This is a genomic window from Gordonia sp. YY1 (assembly GCF_009872315.1).
Lineage (GTDB): Bacteria > Actinomycetota > Actinomycetes > Mycobacteriales > Mycobacteriaceae > Gordonia > Gordonia amicalis.
In genome coordinates, this window is record NZ_WXYI01000005.1 from 285,353 (window position 1) to 304,258 (window position 18,906).

The window sequence follows — 18,906 nt, forward strand, 5'->3', positions numbered from 1 at the left end:
TCTCGGGTCCTCTGCGGGTCGTGGTCGAACTCGGCGATTGCATCTCGGTCTCGGGTCTCACATCCGGAAGACGCCGTAGCGCGGGTCGGCCAGTGGCGCGTACCGCGCCGTCTCGAGCGCGAGCCCGAGCAGCGTGCGGGTCTGGGCGGGGTCGACGATGCCGTCGTCCCAGAGTCGGGCCGTCGAATAGTAGGCGTCGGACTGGCGTTCGAACTGTTCCCGGATGGGCGCCTTGAAGGCCTCTTCGTCCGCCGCCGGCCAGGTGTCCCCGGATCGCTCGATCTGGTTGCGGCGCACCGTGCCCAGCGTGTCGGCGGCCTGCGGCCCACCCATTACGGAAATACGTGCGTTGGGCCACATCCACAGGAACCTCGGCGAGTAGGCCCGGCCGCACATCGAGTAGTTGCCGGCACCGAACGAGCCGCCGACCATGACGGTGAACTTCGGGACACGCGCGCAGGCGACCGCGTTGACCATCTTGGCCCCGTTCTTGGCGATGCCGCCCTCCTCGTAGGCCTTGCCGACCATGAACCCGGTGATGTTCTGGAGGAAGATCAACGGGATTCGACGCTGATCGCACAGCTCGATGAAATGCGCTCCCTTGAGGGCGGATTCGCTGAAGAGTACGCCGTTGTTGGCGATGATGCCCACCGGGTGACCGTGGATGTGGGCGAAGGCGGTGACGAGGGTCGTGCCGTAGTTCGCCTTGAACTCGGTGTATTCACCGGCGTCACAGATGATCTCGATGACCTCGCGCACGTCGTACGGCGTGCGCGAATCGGTGGGCACGACGTCGTAGATGTCGGTCTGCGGACGGAGCGGCTCCCGCGCCGGGATGGTCTCCCACTGCGGCGCCTCACGCGGACCGAGGGTGGCGACGATCTCGCGGACCTTAGCGAGCGCCTGCTGGTCGTTGTCGACGAGGTGGTCGGTGACGCCGGAGACCGAGGAGTGCATCGCGCCGCCGCCGAGGTCCTCGGCCGAGACGTCTTCGCCGGTGGCGGCTTTCACCAGCGGCGGTCCGGCGAGGAAGATGGTGCCCTGATTGCGGACGATGACCGTCTCGTCGCTCATGGCCGGAACGTAGGCGCCGCCGGCGGTCGAGGAACCGAGGACCGCGGCGATCTGCGGGATGCCCGCGGCGCTCATGGTGGCCTGGTTGTAGAAGATGCGACCGAAGTGATCGCGATCCGGGAAGACCTCGTCCTGCTGCAGCAGCATCGCGCCGCCGGAGTCGACGAGGTAGATGCAGGGCAACCGGTTGGCCGCGGCGATCTCCTGCGCGCGCAGGTGCTTCTTCACCGTGACCGGGTAGTAGGTGCCGCCCGACACGGTGGCGTCATTGGCGACGATCATGCATTCCCGGCCGGCCACCCGGCCGACGCCGGCGATGACACCCGCGGCCGGAGCCTTGTCGTCGTACATCCCGAACGCGGCGAGGGGAGCCACCTCGATGAACGGCGAACCGACGTCGAGCAGCCCGTCGACTCGGTCGCGCGGCAGCAGCTTGCCGCGGGCGACGTGGCGTTCGCGCGCCTTGGCCCCGCCGCCGGCGGACACCGTCGTCAGACGCTGGTTGAGCAGGTCGAGATTCTGCTGGTGCGCGGCCCGGAAGCCGTCGAGCGTGCTGGTCACCATCGACCCTTCAGTTAGTAGGGATTAACTGAACGGAATCGTACGCCATGGAGTGGTCCGTGTCACGCCCGCCTCCCCGTCGGCTGAGCCGGTACCGAGCGAAGCGAGGCACCGCGTCGAAGCCCCCCAACCGCCACCCCCGCCGGCTGAGCCGGTACCGAGCGGAGCGAGGCACCGCGTCGAAGCCCCCGCACCGTGGCCCCATTCAACGTGACGCGCGTCACGTCATCTCGTACTGTGATGGCAGGCCCACCACCCCCGGGCCGCCACAACCGATGCGTCGATCCCCGGCACGACCGGACCGGCCACCGTACATAGAAGGCCAGGTAACCCCATGACCCTCGCAGACGACCGCGCACGCTTCCAGCACGTGCCGACCCCACAGACCGGCTTGTCGGCAACACGCTCGTCCGAGCCCTTTCCTGACGGGTTCTCGCTCGACGACCGCTATACCCGTGAGTCGGGCACGATCTACCTCTCCGGCATTCAGGCCCTGGTCCGCATGGTCCGCGACCGCGCTCGCGTCGACCGCCGCCAGAACCTGACCACCGCGTCGTTCATCTCCGGCTACGAGGGCTCTCCCCTCGCCGGTTACGACCTCGAACTCGCTCGTCGCCGCGACCTCCTCGCGCCCTACGACATCGTCCACCGCCCCGGCCTGAACGAGGAGATCGCCGCGACCTCGGTGATGGGTTCGCAGGTGGCCGCCCAGGTTGCCGAGCTGAGCGCTGCTCCCGACGGTATGTCCCGCGACGGCGTCGTCGGCTACTGGTACGGGAAGGCCCCCGGCCTCGACCGCGCCACCGACGCGATCCGGCACGCCAATCTGGTCGGCACGCACCCGTCCGGCGGTGCGGTGGCCCTGGTCGGCGACGATCCGGGTGCCAAGTCCTCGACGGTGCCGTGCGCGTCGGAGATGGCCCTGGCCGACCTCTACATCCCGATCCTCTACCCCGCCGACTCGCAGGACATCCTCGACCTCGGCGTGCACGCGGCGATCATGAGTCGCGTCAGCGGACTGTGGACCTCGCTGAAGATCTCGGCCCACGTCGCCGACGGCTCGTCGACCGCCCACGTGGATCCCGATCGGATCATCCCCACCTATGGAGATCTCGGGCGTAGCCCGCATGTCCCGAGCGGCCGGCTTCTCGGTACCAACCTGATGGAACTCGAGCAGAATCAGCTCACCACCCGCATCCCCCGCGCGCAGGAGTACGCGCGGCTCAACGGGATCAACCAGATCGTGGTGTCCACACCCGACGACCGGATCGGCATCGTCGCCGCGGGCAAGACCTACCTCGACCTTCGAGAAGCCCTGCGCCTCATGCACATCAGCGACGACGACCTGCGTCGTCTCGGCATCCGCCTCCTCAAGCTCGGGATGGTCTATCCGATCGAGCGGGACATCTTGAACCGCTTCATGTTCGACACCGCCAGAGGCGATCTCGACGAGGTCATCGTCATCGAGGAGAAGCGCGACTTCATCGAGACGATGATGCGCGACATCCTGTTCCGTCACCCGCGTGCACCCCGCATCGTCGGCAAGGTCCACGAGGACGGTTCGACGCTGTTCTCCCGGTTCGGCGAACTCGACGTCGACGCCGTGACCCGCGGTCTCGCCGACCGTCTCGCACGGCATCACGTCGACGCCGCGCAGGCGTGGATCGAGCAGCGGTCGCGGCGTCGCACAAGGATCGAACTACCCCTTGCGGTCCGCACGCCGTACTTCTGTTCCGGGTGCCCGCACAACAGCTCGACCAAGGTCTCCGAGGACACCCTCGTCGGCGCCGGGATCGGTTGTCACGCCATGGTTCTGCTGATGGACCCGCGCCAGGTCGGCGATGTCGCCGGCATCACGCAGATGGGCGGCGAAGGCGCGCAGTGGATCGGTATGGCGCCGTTCGTGTCGGCCGACCACTTCGTGCAGAACGTCGGTGATGGCACCTTCATGCACTCGGGTTCGCTGGCGCTGCGGGCAGCAGTCGCCTCCGGCGAGAACATCACCTACAAACTGCTCTACAACGGCACGGTCGCGATGACCGGCGGCCAGGACCCGGTCGGGGCGATGGACCTCCCGCGGTTGACGTCCCTCCTGCTCGACGAGGGCGTCCACCGGATCGTCGTGACCTCCGACGACCCGAAACGCACTCGCGCACTGGGCCTTCCGAGAGACGTGGAGGTCCGTCATCGTGACGAGTTGGGCGAGGTGCAGACCGAACTCGCCGGCGTACCCGGTGTGACCGTCCTCGTCCACGACCAGCACTGCGCCGCGGAGAAGCGCCGTAAGCGCAAGCGCGGCACCATGCCCACCCCCACCACGCGCGTGATGATCAACGAGCGGATCTGTGAGGGGTGCGGCGACTGCGGTGAGAAGTCGAACTGCCTGTCCGTGCATCCGGTGCACACCGAGTTCGGACGCAAGACGCAGATCGACCAGAGTTCATGCAACCTCGACTATTCGTGCCTGAAGGGCGACTGCCCCTCCTTCGTCACCGTCACGCCGGGCGCGACGCGGACGCGGGCGCACGCCACCGACATCCCCGACGCGCTGCTGCCGGAACCGTCCCTCCCGGCGGTGCGCGACACCTTCTCCCTGCGGATCACCGGCATCGGCGGCACCGGCGTGGTGACGGTGTCTCAGGTGCTGGCAACGGCTGCGGTGCTCGACGGTCACGCCGCCCGCACCGTCGACATGACGGGCCTGGCGCAGAAGGGCGGCGCCGTCGTCAGCGACATCAAGGTCGCGCCGTACGACGTCGAACAGGCGGCGAAGGTGGCCACCGACGACTGCGACCTCTACCTCGTCTGCGACCCGCTGGTCGGAACCGACCCGGTCAACCTGAAGGTCGCAGCCCCCGAGAAGACCGTCGCCGTGGTGTCCACGACGCAGGTGCCCACCGGGCTCATGGTCATCGACACCTCGGTGGGCTTCCCCGCCGAGACCGCGATCCATTCGGCGATCGACGCTCACGTGACACGCGGCCTCTACCTGGATTCCGGGGCATTGTCGACGGCCCTTTTCGGTGACGAGCAGTTCGCCAACTTGGTCATGGTGGGAGCCGCGTACCAGGCCGGGGCGCTGGCGATCTCGGCCTCGTCGATCGAGCGTGCGATCGAGCTGAACGGGGTCGCGGTCGATGCCAACGTGCAGGCATTCCGACGGGGGCGTCAGGCAGTTGCCGACGCGGACGCGGTGTCGGCGACCATCGCCTCGCTGCATGGTGCCGCGACCGCGGAACCCGAACCGTCCGAGCACGCGATGGGCGTCGTCCGTGCAGGCGGTTTCGGCGACGAGCAGGCACGCACCGTCGCCCTCCGCTACGACGAGCTGACGGCCTACGCCGACGAGCGTTACGCACGTGAGTATCTCGGCGTCGTCGAGCGGGTGCGCCGGGGTGTGGGCAGTGACGAGTTGACCGACACCGTCGCGCGCAACCTGTACAAGCTGATGGCGTACAAGGACGAGTACGAGGTGGCACGGCTGACGCAGGACCCCGCGTTCGCGGCGAAGGTGGCCGAGGAGTTCGGTGACGATGCAGAGGTCGCCGTTCGCCTGCATCCGCCGACACTGCGCCGGATGGGCATGCGCGAGAAGATGGCCCTCGGCGGCTGGGCGAACCGGCCGCTGAAGTCCCTCGCGTCGATGAAGCGACTTCGCGGGACGGCACTCGACCCGTTCGGCCGCAACGAGATCCGCCGCACCGAACGTGCGCTGATCGTCGAGTACCGCGAGATGGTCGACGCACTGCTGGCCGCGATGGCGAGTGGGAAGGTCGGTGAGTCGCAGCTGCCGACCGTCGTCGAACTCGCCGGGTTGCCGGACATGGTGCGCGGCTACGAGAGCGTGAAGATGCGCAACGTCGAGAAGTACCGGGCAGAGGTCAGCCGGCTGCGTCAGGCCCTGGGCGTCTGACAGGCCGCCAGACCCGGCGTCCTGGAAACCGCCCCTGACAACCGCCCCCGAAAACCACCCGCTCCCGAAATGCGCCCCGGAGAACAACCCCTCAGCGGCTACCCGACGACGTATCGTCGTCGGTGGGGCGCTGGAGGGCGGATCACGGGGGCGTATTTCGGGCCGGGGCTGATTCCCGGGGCGGATCTCAGGGGCACCGTCGCAGGACGGCGACGACGGTCTGCCCGTCGTCGCCGGGGACGGCGTCGAGTGCGAATGCGCTGGAGTGCCCGTCGCGAACAGCGACGGCGTCGAACTGTGCGACGTTCATCTCGACGAGCAGCACTCCGTCGTCGGACAGCCACGTCTGCGCATCGGCGATCAGCGCCTCGATGTGATCGAGGCCGTCCACCCCTCCGGTGAGGGCACGTCGGGGCTCGTGGTCGCGCGCTTCCGGGGCGAGCAGATCGAAGGCGTGCTCGGGAACGTACGGCGGGACGGCAGCGATCACCTCGACGCGGCCGCGAAGCGACGCGGGTATCGCGTCGAAGCCGATCCCGTGATGGATCTGCGCGCGATCGGGCAGGTTTCGGCGGGCATGGACGAGCGCGTCGGCGGCGATGTCAGCGGCGTGCACCTGCGCGCCGTCGACCGTCGCGGCCACGGCCGAGGCGATCGGTGCCACCCCGCAGAACGCCTCGAGGACAACTGGTTCTCGTCGTTGCGCCGCAGCCGTGACGGCTTCTCGCGCCAACAACAGCGACCGCTGTCGCGGCACGAACACACCCGGTCCGACGCTGAGCCGGAGACCTCCGAACTGCACCCAGCCGAGCAGGTGTTCGAGAGGTTCACCCGCGATCCGGCGTCTGAGCAGATCGTCGAGTTCGGCTGCGAGGGCGTGTCGACGGAGCAACTCGGCCTCGTCCTCGGCGAATACGCAGCCGGCACGACGAAGTGCAATCACCAGCGGGTCGTCGACGAGACCCGCCGGTTGCACATGTCCGTCAGGAAGGTGTGGAGTCATCCTTCTTGAGACCGTACAAGAACGACGCGGTCATCAGGAGCGCCACCTGCAGGAATCCGAAGATCAGACCCGCGATGGCGCCGGCGCCGAGGTCGAGGAACGGCGGCATGATCAGGGCGGACGCGAAGAGTGCCAGCCAACCGGCGAGCGCGATCACGGCGAGGAACGGCAGCGCCTTCCGGTATCTCGGAACCAACACGAGCGTCGTCGCGACCCCGACCACCCCGAGCAGGATGAAGAACTTGCCCGGGTTCAGCACGATCTCGTAGGAGAAGAAGGCCGGGATGCCGCCCCGTCCTTCCTCGAAGTCGCGACCCCACCGGTCGAGTTCCTGCTCGGCTCCCGCCGACACCGAGACCCAGCTGACGAAACCCATGAAGTAGGTGACGACGCCGGCGACCGCCGCCGCCAGCGCGAAGATCACCGACAGATCAGGACGAGGGCCCATCCGCTGAGGACCCATTCCGGGTGCGGGACCCCAGCCGCCGGTCGGGTACTGGTTCTGCGGTCCCGGAGGACCCCACTGCTGTCCGGGAACCCCACCGGTGGGCGGACCGCCCTGAAACTGCGCGGTCTCACCCGGGTTGCCGGGGAAACCGCCGGACGGCGGAGGACCCTGTGGGGCCGGCGACCACTGACCGCCCTGTTGCTGGTTGGGATCGCCTGGATTCACCGCACACTCCTCGTCCTTCATCCCCTGACGGCCGCGCCTCATCATCGTGACCTGCGGCAAGGGTAAGCCGACCCGCATCCCGGTGCACCAGCGCCGACGAGATTCATTTGACCGGTCGCCACGCGGCACCAGCCCGTCGCGCGAGGCCGGCGGTCACCGATCGGGGGGCCGTGTTCACACTGTGGAGTTGTCAAGGAACGGATGCGGTCCCGGCTGATCGCCGGGTGCCTCTGCTGGTTGAGTAGGTGAGGAGCTTGCGACGAGCCGTATCGAAACCCTGCTGCGCGAAAGTCTCTGTGTGTCAGGCGGCGTCGTCGAGTCGCATGGTGCGTCGGTTGTAGGCGGGTAGTGCCTGACGTCGGGGGTCGATGTCAGCCGGTGGGATCAGCCAGGGTGGCGGTCGAAGCCCATCATGATGTCCCAGCCGTTGTGGTGGATCTGGGTGTGGCAGCGTCGGCAGAGCAGGCAGCCGTTGTCGAGGTCGGTATCACCGTCGTCGGACCAGTGTTGGATGTGATGCACCTGGGTGTGTGATGGCGGCGCACCGCATTTGATGCAGTTCTCGTCGCGGACGATGATCGCCTTACGCAGGTGGGCGGGGAACAGTCGTCGTTCGCGGCCCATGGCCAGGGGCACGGTCTCGCCGTCGATGATGATCTCGGTCAGAGTTCCGTCGCACGACAGTCGTTTCGCGGTCGCCTGGGTTGTCGACCCGGTCCAGGGCAGGAACGCGGGATTGCTGCCGTCGGCGGGAATGGTGAGCAGTGTCTGGGTTCTGGGTGATCCAGCAGGGTCTCGAGGGCGTCGGAACGACGCTGGCCTGGCGATCGTCGGTCCTCGCTGCCGTCGGGTTCGGGTCGCGGGGTGGAGCGTTCGTCGATCATGGCGATGAACTTCTCACCCACGGCCTGGGTCACGTTGGCGTGGATCTCGACGCGACTGTCGTCAGTCAGGTGGTGCGACAGGGTGTCCGAGGCTCGGTCGTCGCAGGCGGGGATGCCGCCCTTCTCGTCGGCGATAGTGTTGCCGATCGTTTGCGCGTGTTTTTGGATCTCCGCAGGTGTGGCACCGGACAGGGCTTGGGTGAGGAGTTCGGTTTCGTAGTCGGCACGATCGCCCTCGGAAACCGTTGCGGGTGAGCGCTTCTCGATAGCGATTATTCCACGCACGATGGCGTCGACAGCTTCACCCGACAGGCGGATCTACATCGCCCGTTCCCGCGCGACCGCTTCCCTCCCGCCTGTCAGATCCAATAGGCGGGAAGGAAACAGTCGCTGCGAGAAGGAAACGGCTACGCGGGAACGGTCAGCGTCGCAGTTCCGACTTGGCGATCGTGCGGAGATGCACCTCGTCGGGACCGTCGAAGATGCGCATCGCGCGGTGCCATCCGTACATCGCGGCCAGTGGCACGTCGTCGCTGACACCCGCGCCACCGTGGACCTGGATCGCACGGTCGATGACCTCGAGCGCCACCCGCGGCACCGACACCTTGGCTGCCGAGACATACGGTGCGGCAGCCTTGTTTCCGAGTTCGTCGATCGTCTTGGCGGCCAGCTGGCACAGCAGGCGCGCCTGGTCGATCGCGATGCGCGACTCGGCGATCTGCTGTTGGACGACACCCTGCTCGGCCAACGGCTTACCGAAGGCGACGCGCCCCTTCGACCGCTGGACCAGGTGGTGCAGGGCTCGTTCGGCGGCGCCCAGCGCGCGCATGCAGTGGTGGATGCGACCCGGCCCGAGTCGCGTCTGCGCCATGGCGAATCCGGCGCCTTCCTCACCGAGCAGGTACTCGACGGGGACACGGACGTTCTCGTACACGACCTCGACGTGGCCGTGCTGGTCGTGACGACCGAACACCGGCACGTCGCGCACCACGGTGACTCCCGGGGTGTCGATCGGGACCAGCACCATCGACTGCTGCCGATGGGTTGCGGCCTCGGGATCGGTCTTACCCATCACGATGAGCAGCTTGCAGCGCGGGTCGGCCGCGCCACTCGTCCACCACTTCCGGCCGTTGATGACGTAGGAGTCGCCGTCGCGGTCGATGCTGGTCTCGATGTTCGTCGCGTCGGAACTCGCGACGTCCTTCTCGGTCATCGAGAACGCCGACCGGATCGTGCCGTCGAGGAGCGGCTCGAGCCACGTCTTCTTCTGCTCGTCGGTGCCGAACAGGTGCAGCAACTCCATGTTGCCGGTGTCGGGCGCCTGACCGTTGATCGCCTCGGGAGCCAGATGCAGACTCCAGCCGGTGATCTCCGCCAGACCGGCGTAGTCGAGCTGGCTGATCCCGGATTCCGACGGCAGGAACAGATTCCACAGCCCACGCGCCCGCGCCTTCTGCTTCAGCTCTTCGACGACCGCCGGGACGTCGTGGTCGTCGGGGCCGGCGACACCACGCTCGTGTTCATAGCGCTCCTCCGCCGGGAAGACGTCGGAGTGCATGAACGCGATGAGTTCATCCCGCAGTTCGAGCGCCCTCGCCGACGGCCGGAGGTCGAGGGTCTCGGACGGAGTGCGGACGGTCAGATCCGGACGAATCACTGTGACACCGTCCGGAGTTCGCGACGCAGCAGCTTGCCGGTGGCCGTCTTGGGGATGTCGGCCATCACCACGACCTCACGCGGGTACTTGTACGCCGCCATCCGCGTCTTGCAGTGATCGATCAGCTCCTCCGGCGTGGCGTCGGTGCCGGGTCGCAGACTCACGAACGCCTTCACGGTCTCGCCGCGGTACGAGTCCGGCACACCGATGACGGCCGCCTCCCGAACCGACGGGTGCTCGTACAGAACGTCTTCGACCTCGCGAGGCCACACCTTGAAACCGCTGGTGTTGATCTGGTCCTTCTTGCGGTCGACGATGTAGAACCAGCCCTCGGCGTCCATGTATCCGACGTCGCCGGTGTGCAGTGTGCCGTTCGGGATGCCCTTGGCGGTGGCCTCCGGCTTGTTCCAGTAGCCCGCGACCACCTGCGGTCCGGCCGTGACCAGCTCGCCGACCTCGCCGGCGGGCAGGTCGTTGCCCTGCTCGTCGATGATCCGGACGATCGTGTCGTAGACGGGAACTCCCACCGAGGTGGCGCCGGTCTCCTCGTCGGCCGGGGCCGTGACCCCGAACGGAACCGCATGCGACGGCGAGGTGGTTTCGGTCAGGCCGTACACGTTGTGGATGTAGTGCCCGAACCGCTGCTGGAACTCGGCGATCGTGCTCGGCGGGATCGGCGCCCCGCCGGAGTAGATCTTCGACAGGCTCGCGAGCGACGCCGGGTCGACGTCCGGCACGTTCATCAGCGCGATGAACACCGTGATCGAGCCGACCGTGAAGGTCGCCTTCTCCCGCGCGATCGTCGCGATGGTGTCCGCCGGGTCCATCCGGTACATCAGCACCAGCGGCGCACCGGTCAGCTCGGCGAGTGCGATGTGCGCGATGAGACCGGTGATGTGGAAGAGCGGTGCCACACCGAGGATCACGTCATCGGCATCGACGCCGACCCAGTCGCGGTAGGTCTGCGCGTTGAAGACGACGTTGCGATGAGTGGTCATCGCGCCCTTGGGCGGCCCGGTGGTTCCCGACGTGTAGGTCAGGAACGCAACGCTGTCGCCGGTCAGGTCGGGCTTCGGCGGCCGCTGACCGCGGTACTTCGCCAGCATCGCCGCCAGGTCCACCGTATCGGGGCACTCGATCTTCTCAACCCCGGCCAGGGTTCCGCTGTTCGCGCTCTGGTACTCCAGCTCCGAGGTCGTGATCACGGTCCGCACCGCGGTCTCGTTGTCGCGCAATGCTTCCTGCGCGACGTCGCGGTACAGCTGCTGCATCGCGACCAGCACGGTCGCACCGGAATCGACGAGGATCTCGGCGAGTTCACGACTGCGGTACATCGGGTTGGCCGAAACGGCGATACCGCCGGCCTTCCAGATGCCGAGTTGCGCGATGACGAACTGCGGGATGTTCTGGGCATAGACCACTGCACGGTCGCCCGGAGTGAACCCGAGATCCAGGATGCCGACGGCGAACGCGTCGGTGAGCTCGTCGAGCTCACCGGCCGTGATCGATCCGTCGAAGTAGCGGATCAGGCCGGCTTCCGGGTTGCGCGCGACCGTGGCCGCGAACATGTCCAGCGCGGTGTCGAATTCGATGGTCCGCGGCGCGAGATCCTGCTCGCGGTAGTGGCGCAGCCACACCTTCTCGTCGTAGACACTCATGTCTGACGTTCCTCTTTCAGCGAATGACTCAGGTTGTTGCTCAACGGATGACGACGGGGTTCACCGGCGCACCGGTGCCGCTGACGACCTTGAGCGGAGCCGCGACGTAGAGGAAGCTCCAGCGGTTGTCGGCCGCGCACGCCTCGGCGAGCTCCTCGAGCCAGACGATCTCGGTGAACACGACACCCAGGTTGCGCATGAGGGCGTTGTGAAGAGGAAGTGCCACACCGGATTCCGGATCGGTGGTGACCTCGTTGGCGATGGTGTCGGTGACCAGGTTCGGGATTTCCTTGTCCTGGAACCACTGCACCAGCTCACGGGAGTAGGTCAGGCCGGGCTCGCAGAAGCCGTCGTAGAACTCCTCCGGGTTGTTCAGCTCGTACCAGTAGGTCAGCCATCCGGTGCGGATGATCAGGACGTCGTGCGGCTCGATGGTGACACCCTGTGCGGCAGCGGCGGCTTCGAGGTCGTTGTGGTCGAAGGTCTCACCCTTCTCCAGGTACTTCTTGCCGCGGTAGCGGGCCATGTCGATCAGCACGCCACGGCCGACGACACCCTTCTCGGCGATCGGCAGGACGGACGCCTTGTCCAGCGCGTCGACGGTGCTGCGGGCGTCGTAGCCGTTGTAGAGCTTGCCGTCGTACCAGACGTGACCGAGGGCGTCGTACTGCGTGGAGCCCTGCAGAAAGATGTTCGCGGTGTCGTCGGCGTAGTGCAGACCACCGGGGAACTGCGGCGCGCCTTCACCGTCCCACGACGACTCGTCGAGGATGTTGGTGCGGTTGATGCCCTCGCGGCCCGGCCACAGCGGGTCGCCGGGGCTCTCCTTGCGGCCCATCTCGATCTGCAGGGTGAAGGTCTCACCCGACTTGATGTGCCCGACACCGCGCAGCACCTCGCTCGCATCGAGGTAGTTCAGCGCGCCCACCTCGTCGTCGGGTCCCCACTTGCCCCAGTTCGACGGGGTGTCGGCACCCAGCAGGTCTCCCATGGACGGCGCAGCGATCTCGGTCATCTCATCTCCTTTGATTCGAACCTGAGCGGAACCGGGGGTTCCGGGTCGCGAACTGAAAGTTGCGGACTGAACTTTTCGAGCGATCGCTCGGGAAGTTCATTGTGACGAGCATCGCACCCGATCACACCGCCGTCAAGAGGCGAAACCCGTGATGTCTCAGGGTTTGTCAATGAAGAGAGGGAAAGCCCAGTACAGACGGTGAGTTCAGGAACACTGAACATTCACCCACCGGGGCGTGTCTCCCGGCATGCACGACGACGAGTTGGGGACACCTAGTGGCCGGAGTGGAAGCCCACCATGTCGAGCGCGAGACTCGCGTACTGACGGGCGATACGACGGCCCTGCACCGCGTCGGCGTCGTCGGTCCAGGTCGGAACGGCCATGCACATCGTGACGATGGCCTTGGTCGCCACCGACAGGTCCCCGGACCGGAACGAGCCGAGGTCGGCGGCGCGTCGAGCCGTATCGAGGAGGCGCCCCTCGATCTGCGCCATCGACGCCTGCAGGTGCGTCCGATTGGGTTCCTCGAGGCGGCGCAGCTCGGTCGCCAGGACCAGCGCCAGCGCGCGTCGCTCGACGTGGAACAGGGTCAGCGCCTCCACCATGTTCGCGAAGGCCGTCACCGCGTCGACGCCGTCACCGGCCGCGTCGAGGCGTTGCGCCAGGTCAGCGTGTGCAATGTTGACCAGTGCCACGAGCAGATGCTGTTTGCTCGGGTAGTGGTGGTAGATCCCGGCGACGCTGATGTCGGCTCCGGCGGCGATCAGTCGCATCGTCGCGCCGTGGTAGCCGAGTTCCTCGAAGACGTCGATCGCCGACTCCAGCACCGGGTCGAGCGTCAGCGGTGTGAACACACGCCAGTCCGCCGGGTCTCCCTCGGGGGCGGTGTTCGCCGATCCCGGTGGCTCGAGGAAACGGGCGACGGGCACGTCCAGGCACTGCGCGATCTCGCGCAGGCGGTCGACGGTGAGCCCGACCTTGCCGTTCTCGATGGCACTCATCGTCCCGACGCTCACCCCGATACCGGCCGCCAGTCCGCGCAGCGTCACGCCCGCCTGCTTGCGCAACTCGCGCACGGCGGCGCCGCTGTCGGTCACCGGTTGTTCGACCACGCTGAACAGCTTATGGGGAGCCGCCTGTTTTTCGTAGACTCGTCTCGTGGTCCACAACCTGTCGCTTCCCGCGCGTCACGCCGAACGCACCTACGCATGAACGCCTACGAGAGCCGTCCCTGGCTGGCCCACTACCCGTCCGGACTGTCCGAGCACCTCGATGTCGAATTCGGGTCCCCGCTCGACATGTTCGACGCGGCCCTCGCGGCGGCGCCGGACGGTCCGGCGATCCGCTACTTCGGCGCGACCCTCAGCTGGGCCGACCTCGACGCCGCATCCGACGCCCTCGCGCACGCTCTACAGGCACACGGTTTCGCGACCGGCGACCGGTTGGGCATCGCCGTGCAGAACGGACCGTCGATCGTCCTCGGGCTTCTCGCGGCCTGGAAGACGGGTGGCGTCGCCGCGCTCATCAGTCCGATGTACAAGCGTTCCGAGTTCCGTAGGGCGCTGGACGATTTCACGCCGAGCGCGCTGCTCGTCCTCGACAACCTGCATGCGGAGGTGGCCGATGAGATCGCGGTGACCGGGTCCATCGGACTCGTCATCACCGTCTCCCCGCTCGACTTCGCCGGCAACGACGATATCCGGCGCGTGTTCGAGGTGTCCCGGGTACCGGCCGCCGCCGGGACCGTCGAACTCCTCGACCTGATCGCCACGGGTTCGCGCGAGGTGAGTCGGCACGTGCCCGCACCGGACGACGTCGCCGTACTGGCTCCGACGTCGGGCACCACCGGTCCGCCCAAGGGCGCCAAGCTGATGCACCGCAATCTCGCGTTCAGCGCGCAGGCATATCGCGACTGGACCGGTCTGGAGTCCGGCGAACCGATCCTGTGCATGTCGCCGGTCTTCCACGTCACCGGGCTGGTGGGCTCGGTGATGCTGGCGCTGTCCCTGCGATCGCCAGTCATCCTCACCCACCGTTTCGACGCCGGTCTGGTCCTCGACGCCGTGCGCGTCTGGCGTCCGGCCTTCTCCGTCGCCGCGATCACCGCGTACATCGCGCTCGCCGATCACCCCGACGCGTCGCCCGAGGCGTTCAGCTCACTCCGCCTCCGTTATTCGGGTGGCGCACCGGTACCACCCGAGGTCGCCGATCGGGTCGCCGAACGTCTCGGCGGGATGATCCACAACGTGTACGGCCAGACCGAGTCGACGTCGCCGACACACATGGTCCCGCCCGGTGTCCTCGCGCCGGTCGACCCCGAAACCGGTGCTCTCTCGGTGGGTCTGCCGATCTTCGACACGACGGCCCGGGTCGTCGACGAGAACGGGGACCCGGTGCCACCGGGGACGTTCGGTGAGATCGTCACGGCCGGACCGCAGATCGCCGCCGGCTACTGGGGCCAGGTCGACGATGGCGGCTCGGCACTGATGAACGGCGAGATGCGCACCGGCGACGTGGGATTCATGGACGCCGACGGCTGGTTCTACGTCATCGACCGCAGCAACGACCTGATCAACGCGTCCGGGTACAAGATCTGGCCGTTCGAGATCGAACAGGTGCTGCAATCACACCCGGCGGTACGCGAGACGGCGGTGGTCGGGATCCCCGACGACTACCGTGGCGAGTCGACGCGTGCCTACGTCGCCCTGCAACCGGGCGCGGAGGTCAGCGCGACCGAACTCATCGAGTTCTGCCGCAAACGGATGGCGGCGTACAAGTATCCGCGCGAGATCGAGATCGTCGGCGCCCTCCCGCGCAGCGCGACCGGCAAGGTGTTGCGCCGCGAGCTCCGCTGATCAGACTCGGCAGCCGAGCGCGGCCAAGGCCATCGCCGTGAGCAGACGCTGCAGTTGCGTCTCGTCGTAGTCGGGCAACCGCGGTGAGGAGTTCAGCAGGCCGAACGTCGCGTGCACGCGGACGCGGGCCTCGGCCCGGTCCATGGTGCGGCCCTCCCCCTCGTAGACGGCGATCACGACGTCGACCCAGCGTTCGACATATCGCCGCTGCAGCAGTCGGACCCGGTGATTGGCCTCGGGTGTCGTCGACGACAGGTCCCGGTCCTGGACCACGATCAGATCGGGTTTCGTGACGAGCACGTCGATGTGAAAACCGATGAGCGCCAACAACGTCTGGGACGGCGGTCCACCGCGGTCGACGACCTCGGCGCCGCCGTCGTGCAGCCGTTGACTGATGTCGACGAGCATCTCGTCCAGTAGTTCGGTCTTGGACGAGAAGTGCCGGTACATGGCGGGCCCGCTCACCCCGACCGCGCGCCCGATGTCCTCTAGACGCACCCCGGCGAATCCGCGTTCGGCCATCTGCCGGGCCGCCGCGGTGAGCAGCTCGGCGCGGCGGGCCGCCTTGGCCTGGGTGCGACGCGTCGGCGGGCGGGGGTCGTCCCCCGCCTCGACCGGAGGTGTGTCACTCGTTGCGGACATGGTGATCCGCACTCTACTCACCAGCCGTCGATGTGAAGCACCGAGTCGAGGGGCTTGCGCGGAGCCGGCTTGAAGTCGGTGCCCGTGTAGTAGGCCACCGGCAGCAGGACGCCCTGGTGGATGCCCGCCGGGATGCCGAGCAATTCGGCGATCTCCTTCTCGTGGGCGAGGTGCAGCGTGGTCCACGCCGAGCCCAGGCCGCGGGCGCGCAGGGCGAGCTGCAGGCTCCAGGCGCCGGGCAGCAGCGAGCCCCAGACGCCGGCCTGGTTGCCCTCGGGCAGGTCACCGCCGGTGTAGATGGCACCCATGACCAGCACCGGAACCTGACCCATCGTGTCGGCGAGGTATTGCGCGCTCGACGCGACCCGCTTGCCGGTCTCGTCGCGCGGCTGCTGGGCGGCGTAGTAGTGGGAGAAGGACTGCGCGTAGTAGTCGGCGACCTTCTGCTTGAGCTCAGGGTCGGTCAGCACGATCCAGTGCCAGGTCTGGCTGTTGCTCCCGGTCGGCGCCTGCAATGCGACCTCGAGCGCCTCCTTGACCACGTCGAGGGGGACGGGGCGGTCGTAGTCGAGGCGTTTGCGCACCGAGCGCGTCGTCGTGAGCAGCTGGTCGGGATCCAGGGGCAGGAGTTCGGTCATGTCCCCCATCTTCCACACGATGGGCAACGGGCACCACCGGCCGTGTTCACCCACACCGTCATCCGGTGCGCATCGCTGTTCACGCGATGGCCGATCCCAGCGCAGCCCCGGCCACAAGGGCGGGTATCGAGATGATGGCTCCGGCACCCGCCGCGAGGAGGCCTGTTCCGACGCGTCGGACGGTACGCGTACCTCGAACCGGCGTCGCGCTCAGCGCGACGAGGGCTATACCCGCGAGTGGTGGCGTGACGATCAACCACACCGCTTCCCGCGGGGCCAATCCGGTGTAGGGCAAGGACATCAGGAACAGGCCGATCACCACCGCACCGAATGACTCCGGTCCGAACCAGTCGTCACGGCGATACTTCGACTGCGCGGCCGTCACCCGGCCACCAGCCCCACGTATCCCACGAGAAGTCCTGCGACCGCCACACCGCAAGCGGCTCCAGAACTCCGGGGAGTCCGGCGTAATCCCAGCAGGCAGGCAATCACGATCAGAGCACCGACCGCGATACCGAACATCCAGCCTGAGGACGCATCCGACGACGAGTCAACAAGATCGGCGACGCCTGCGAACGCCACGAAGACGAAGATCGACGCGGCCATCGAGACGGGCGTGGCCAGGGTCGCAGTCTGCCAGAACCGGGGATCTGCCAGGAGTCCGGAGAGTTTCATCGGCCGTGACACTATCGCACCACGACCACTGTGGGCGGATCGTCCGGGTCCCCGAGATCCGTCGGTCTGTTCCGTTCCCAGTCCGGGTCGTCGAAGTCGGCTTTGAAGGGCTCCATCATGGCTTTCCCCCCGCCGACTTCGTGAAATCCCGGCAAGTTGAGCAACGGGCCCGCCGGACCGCCGGAGTCGGCCGCATCGATCAGAACCGGTCGGCACTTTCCGGCCGAATTGTCTTGGTAGATCTCCACTGACGGATAATCGGTGATCTCGCCACCCGCAATGATCCGAGAGGTCCCGGGGTTGCCGCTCGTCGGCTGGAGGACGATGGTGCCGTTGACCGTGTGTCCCGTGATCGAGGAACCTGGCGGCGCGAATGGATTCACAGCATCGTATTGGATCATGACCGAACCGTCGGGGCGCTGCTGCGCGATGACGTCGGGTTCACCGACCCGAACCTCTCCGGTGGTATCCACCGAAGGATTCTGGCGTGTGATGATCAGGCCGTTCTCATAGTCCACGTACGTGACCACCCGTGCGTGTTCCGGATCGAAGTCCGGGTCCTCTGCTCGATTGTCACCGAGGTCGTAGACCGGAACGTTGAACACTTCGGCTGCAGGTATGTAGAAAGCCGCGCGGACGACGCCCTGCCCCGGGACCGGCTCGATGCGCGCCACTTTGATTGCAGGTCCGACACCCTGATACTTGGGATCGAAACTTCGCGGATTCAGTGCTTCTGCGGTCTTCCAGTCGACCGAACTCGAAGGGTCGCGCCCAAATATCCGTTCGAATGCTGCCGCAGACGCGCGTAACCGATCGGGGTCCGCGCGGGAGCTCTGACGCTTCGAATCTTCGATCACCGCAAGAGCAGATGCGAGTGTTTCTTCCGGTGCCATCGTCGAGAGGGTCTGGTTCGCCTCGGCAATTCTGGCCCCCCAGGTCTCGTCGGCATCGCCGAGCGTCGAAACCAAACCCCCCAATCGACTCAGCTGATGTCCTGCTTCGGAGTTCCAGTCATCGACACCGTCCACCACCCACGAATCGGACAGGGCCACCGGGGGAACGACGTAATTCTGAATGATAGATCTGATCTCCGATATCGGATGCGACATCGCCGCGAGCGTGCCTGCGGTCGTGGAGGAAAGAGCGTCGTAAGCAGCCGCCACCTCAGCTATCTGCTCCCGCTCACGTTCGGCCCTGTCTTCGGCCGCTGTCCGCGCATCCCCTCTCCAGGCCAGCTCATAAATGGTGTCTCGCATGGTTTTCGACGTTCCGACCAACGCGTCGGCAATCTCCGCGGCTCGAGTGGACACGTCTCGCAAGCCGTCGATCTTCCAACCCAGCACCTCGCCCGGTGTGACCATAGACAGCTACCGTCTACCGCCGGGGTTGATATCGGGTACGCCCGCGATGCGCACGGCCGCTTCCGCATCAGAGTCGACATACGTCTCCGCCGACAAGGACAGAAGGCCTGCACATTGGTCGTACCTCGCTTTGATGACCCGCTTGGCACGCGTACTCGCCACATTCGACTCACCGAGAGCACCCCCAACGCTGCTCCCAGGCAACTGGGCTGAGACCTCGGCAGCACCGAGGAACGGAGCCGAGTCGATATCCGCAGACAGCTGAGCCAACGTTCCGGATGCCGCCCTCAGGCTGTC

General features: G+C 66.9%; 14 protein-coding genes and 1 pseudogene. 2 read left to right on the top strand and 13 right to left on the bottom strand.

Translation table 11 applies throughout. The features are described from left to right. Positions 1–57: 57 nt before the first annotated feature. Complete coding sequence (locus tag BPODLACK_RS09920) at positions 58–1,638, bottom strand: carboxyl transferase domain-containing protein (protein ID WP_006436155.1); 1,581 nt, start codon at positions 1,636–1,638, stop codon at positions 58–60. 331 nt (positions 1,639–1,969) lie between these two features. Here BPODLACK_RS09920 and BPODLACK_RS09925 point away from each other — a divergent pair, with 331 nt between their 5' ends. Beyond that, positions 1,970–5,548 (top strand): indolepyruvate ferredoxin oxidoreductase family protein, encoded by a 3,579-nt coding sequence (locus BPODLACK_RS09925; RefSeq protein WP_024499988.1) that lies wholly within the window; start codon positions 1,970–1,972, stop codon positions 5,546–5,548. 187 nt (positions 5,549–5,735) lie between these two features. On the opposite strand, the gene BPODLACK_RS09930 is transcribed toward BPODLACK_RS09925, so the two are convergent. The 7 genes and pseudogenes from BPODLACK_RS09930 to BPODLACK_RS09965 form a co-directional block, all read right to left on the bottom strand. Further along, positions 5,736–6,551 (bottom strand): N5-glutamine methyltransferase family protein, encoded by an 816-nt coding sequence (locus BPODLACK_RS09930; protein ID WP_051349674.1) that lies wholly within the window; start codon positions 6,549–6,551, stop codon positions 5,736–5,738. Further along, complete coding sequence (locus tag BPODLACK_RS09935) at positions 6,532–7,224, bottom strand: DUF5336 domain-containing protein (protein WP_006436152.1); 693 nt, start codon at positions 7,222–7,224, stop codon at positions 6,532–6,534. The genes BPODLACK_RS09930 and BPODLACK_RS09935 overlap by 20 nt, the downstream gene beginning before the upstream one ends. A 301-nt stretch (positions 7,225–7,525) precedes the next feature. Continuing rightward, positions 7,526–8,423: pseudogene (locus BPODLACK_RS23530) on the bottom strand (DUF222 domain-containing protein); the annotation flags it as partial. Between the two features lie 106 nt (positions 8,424–8,529). Then, the gene (locus BPODLACK_RS09950) at positions 8,530–9,765 is read right to left on the bottom strand and encodes an acyl-CoA dehydrogenase family protein (protein WP_006436149.1); all 1,236 of its coding nucleotides are present in this window, start codon (positions 9,763–9,765) and stop codon (positions 8,530–8,532) included. Further along, positions 9,762–11,423, bottom strand: coding sequence for a class I adenylate-forming enzyme family protein (locus BPODLACK_RS09955; RefSeq protein WP_006436148.1), 1,662 nt, complete (start codon positions 11,421–11,423; stop codon positions 9,762–9,764). The genes BPODLACK_RS09950 and BPODLACK_RS09955 overlap by 4 nt, the downstream gene beginning before the upstream one ends. A gap of 40 nt (positions 11,424–11,463) precedes the next feature. Then, positions 11,464–12,438, bottom strand: coding sequence for a cyclase family protein (locus BPODLACK_RS09960; RefSeq protein WP_006436147.1), 975 nt, complete (start codon positions 12,436–12,438; stop codon positions 11,464–11,466). Positions 12,439–12,710: 272 nt separating this feature from the next. Next, the gene (locus BPODLACK_RS09965) at positions 12,711–13,550 is read right to left on the bottom strand and encodes a TetR family transcriptional regulator (RefSeq protein WP_024499986.1); all 840 of its coding nucleotides are present in this window, start codon (positions 13,548–13,550) and stop codon (positions 12,711–12,713) included. 96 nt (positions 13,551–13,646) lie between these two features. Here BPODLACK_RS09965 and BPODLACK_RS09970 point away from each other — a divergent pair, with 96 nt between their 5' ends. Then, a complete protein-coding gene (locus tag BPODLACK_RS09970; protein ID WP_006436145.1) occupies positions 13,647–15,293 on the top strand; it encodes a class I adenylate-forming enzyme family protein in 1,647 nt (548 codons plus the stop codon). On the opposite strand, the gene BPODLACK_RS09975 is transcribed toward BPODLACK_RS09970, so the two are convergent. The 5 genes from BPODLACK_RS09975 to BPODLACK_RS09995 form a co-directional block, all read right to left on the bottom strand. After that, positions 15,294–15,935: a TetR/AcrR family transcriptional regulator gene (locus BPODLACK_RS09975; RefSeq protein ID WP_006436144.1), complete on the bottom strand. Its 642-nt coding sequence runs from the start codon at positions 15,933–15,935 to the stop codon at positions 15,294–15,296. A 17-nt stretch (positions 15,936–15,952) separates the two neighbouring features. Beyond that, positions 15,953–16,573, bottom strand: coding sequence for a nitroreductase family protein (locus BPODLACK_RS09980; RefSeq protein ID WP_024499985.1), 621 nt, complete (start codon positions 16,571–16,573; stop codon positions 15,953–15,955). Positions 16,574–16,652: 79 nt separating this feature from the next. Beyond that, positions 16,653–16,958 (bottom strand): hypothetical protein, encoded by a 306-nt coding sequence (locus BPODLACK_RS09985; protein ID WP_006436142.1) that lies wholly within the window; start codon positions 16,956–16,958, stop codon positions 16,653–16,655. After that, positions 16,955–17,248, bottom strand: a complete 294-nt coding sequence (locus BPODLACK_RS09990; protein ID WP_006436141.1) for a hypothetical protein — start codon at positions 17,246–17,248, stop codon at positions 16,955–16,957. The genes BPODLACK_RS09985 and BPODLACK_RS09990 overlap by 4 nt, the downstream gene beginning before the upstream one ends. An 11-nt stretch (positions 17,249–17,259) precedes the next feature. Next, positions 17,260–18,609 carry a WXG100 family type VII secretion target gene (locus BPODLACK_RS09995; RefSeq protein WP_006436140.1) on the bottom strand — a complete coding sequence of 450 codons (1,350 nt, stop codon included), beginning with the start codon at positions 18,607–18,609 and terminating at the stop codon, positions 17,260–17,262. Positions 18,610–18,906: the final 297 nt, after the last annotated feature.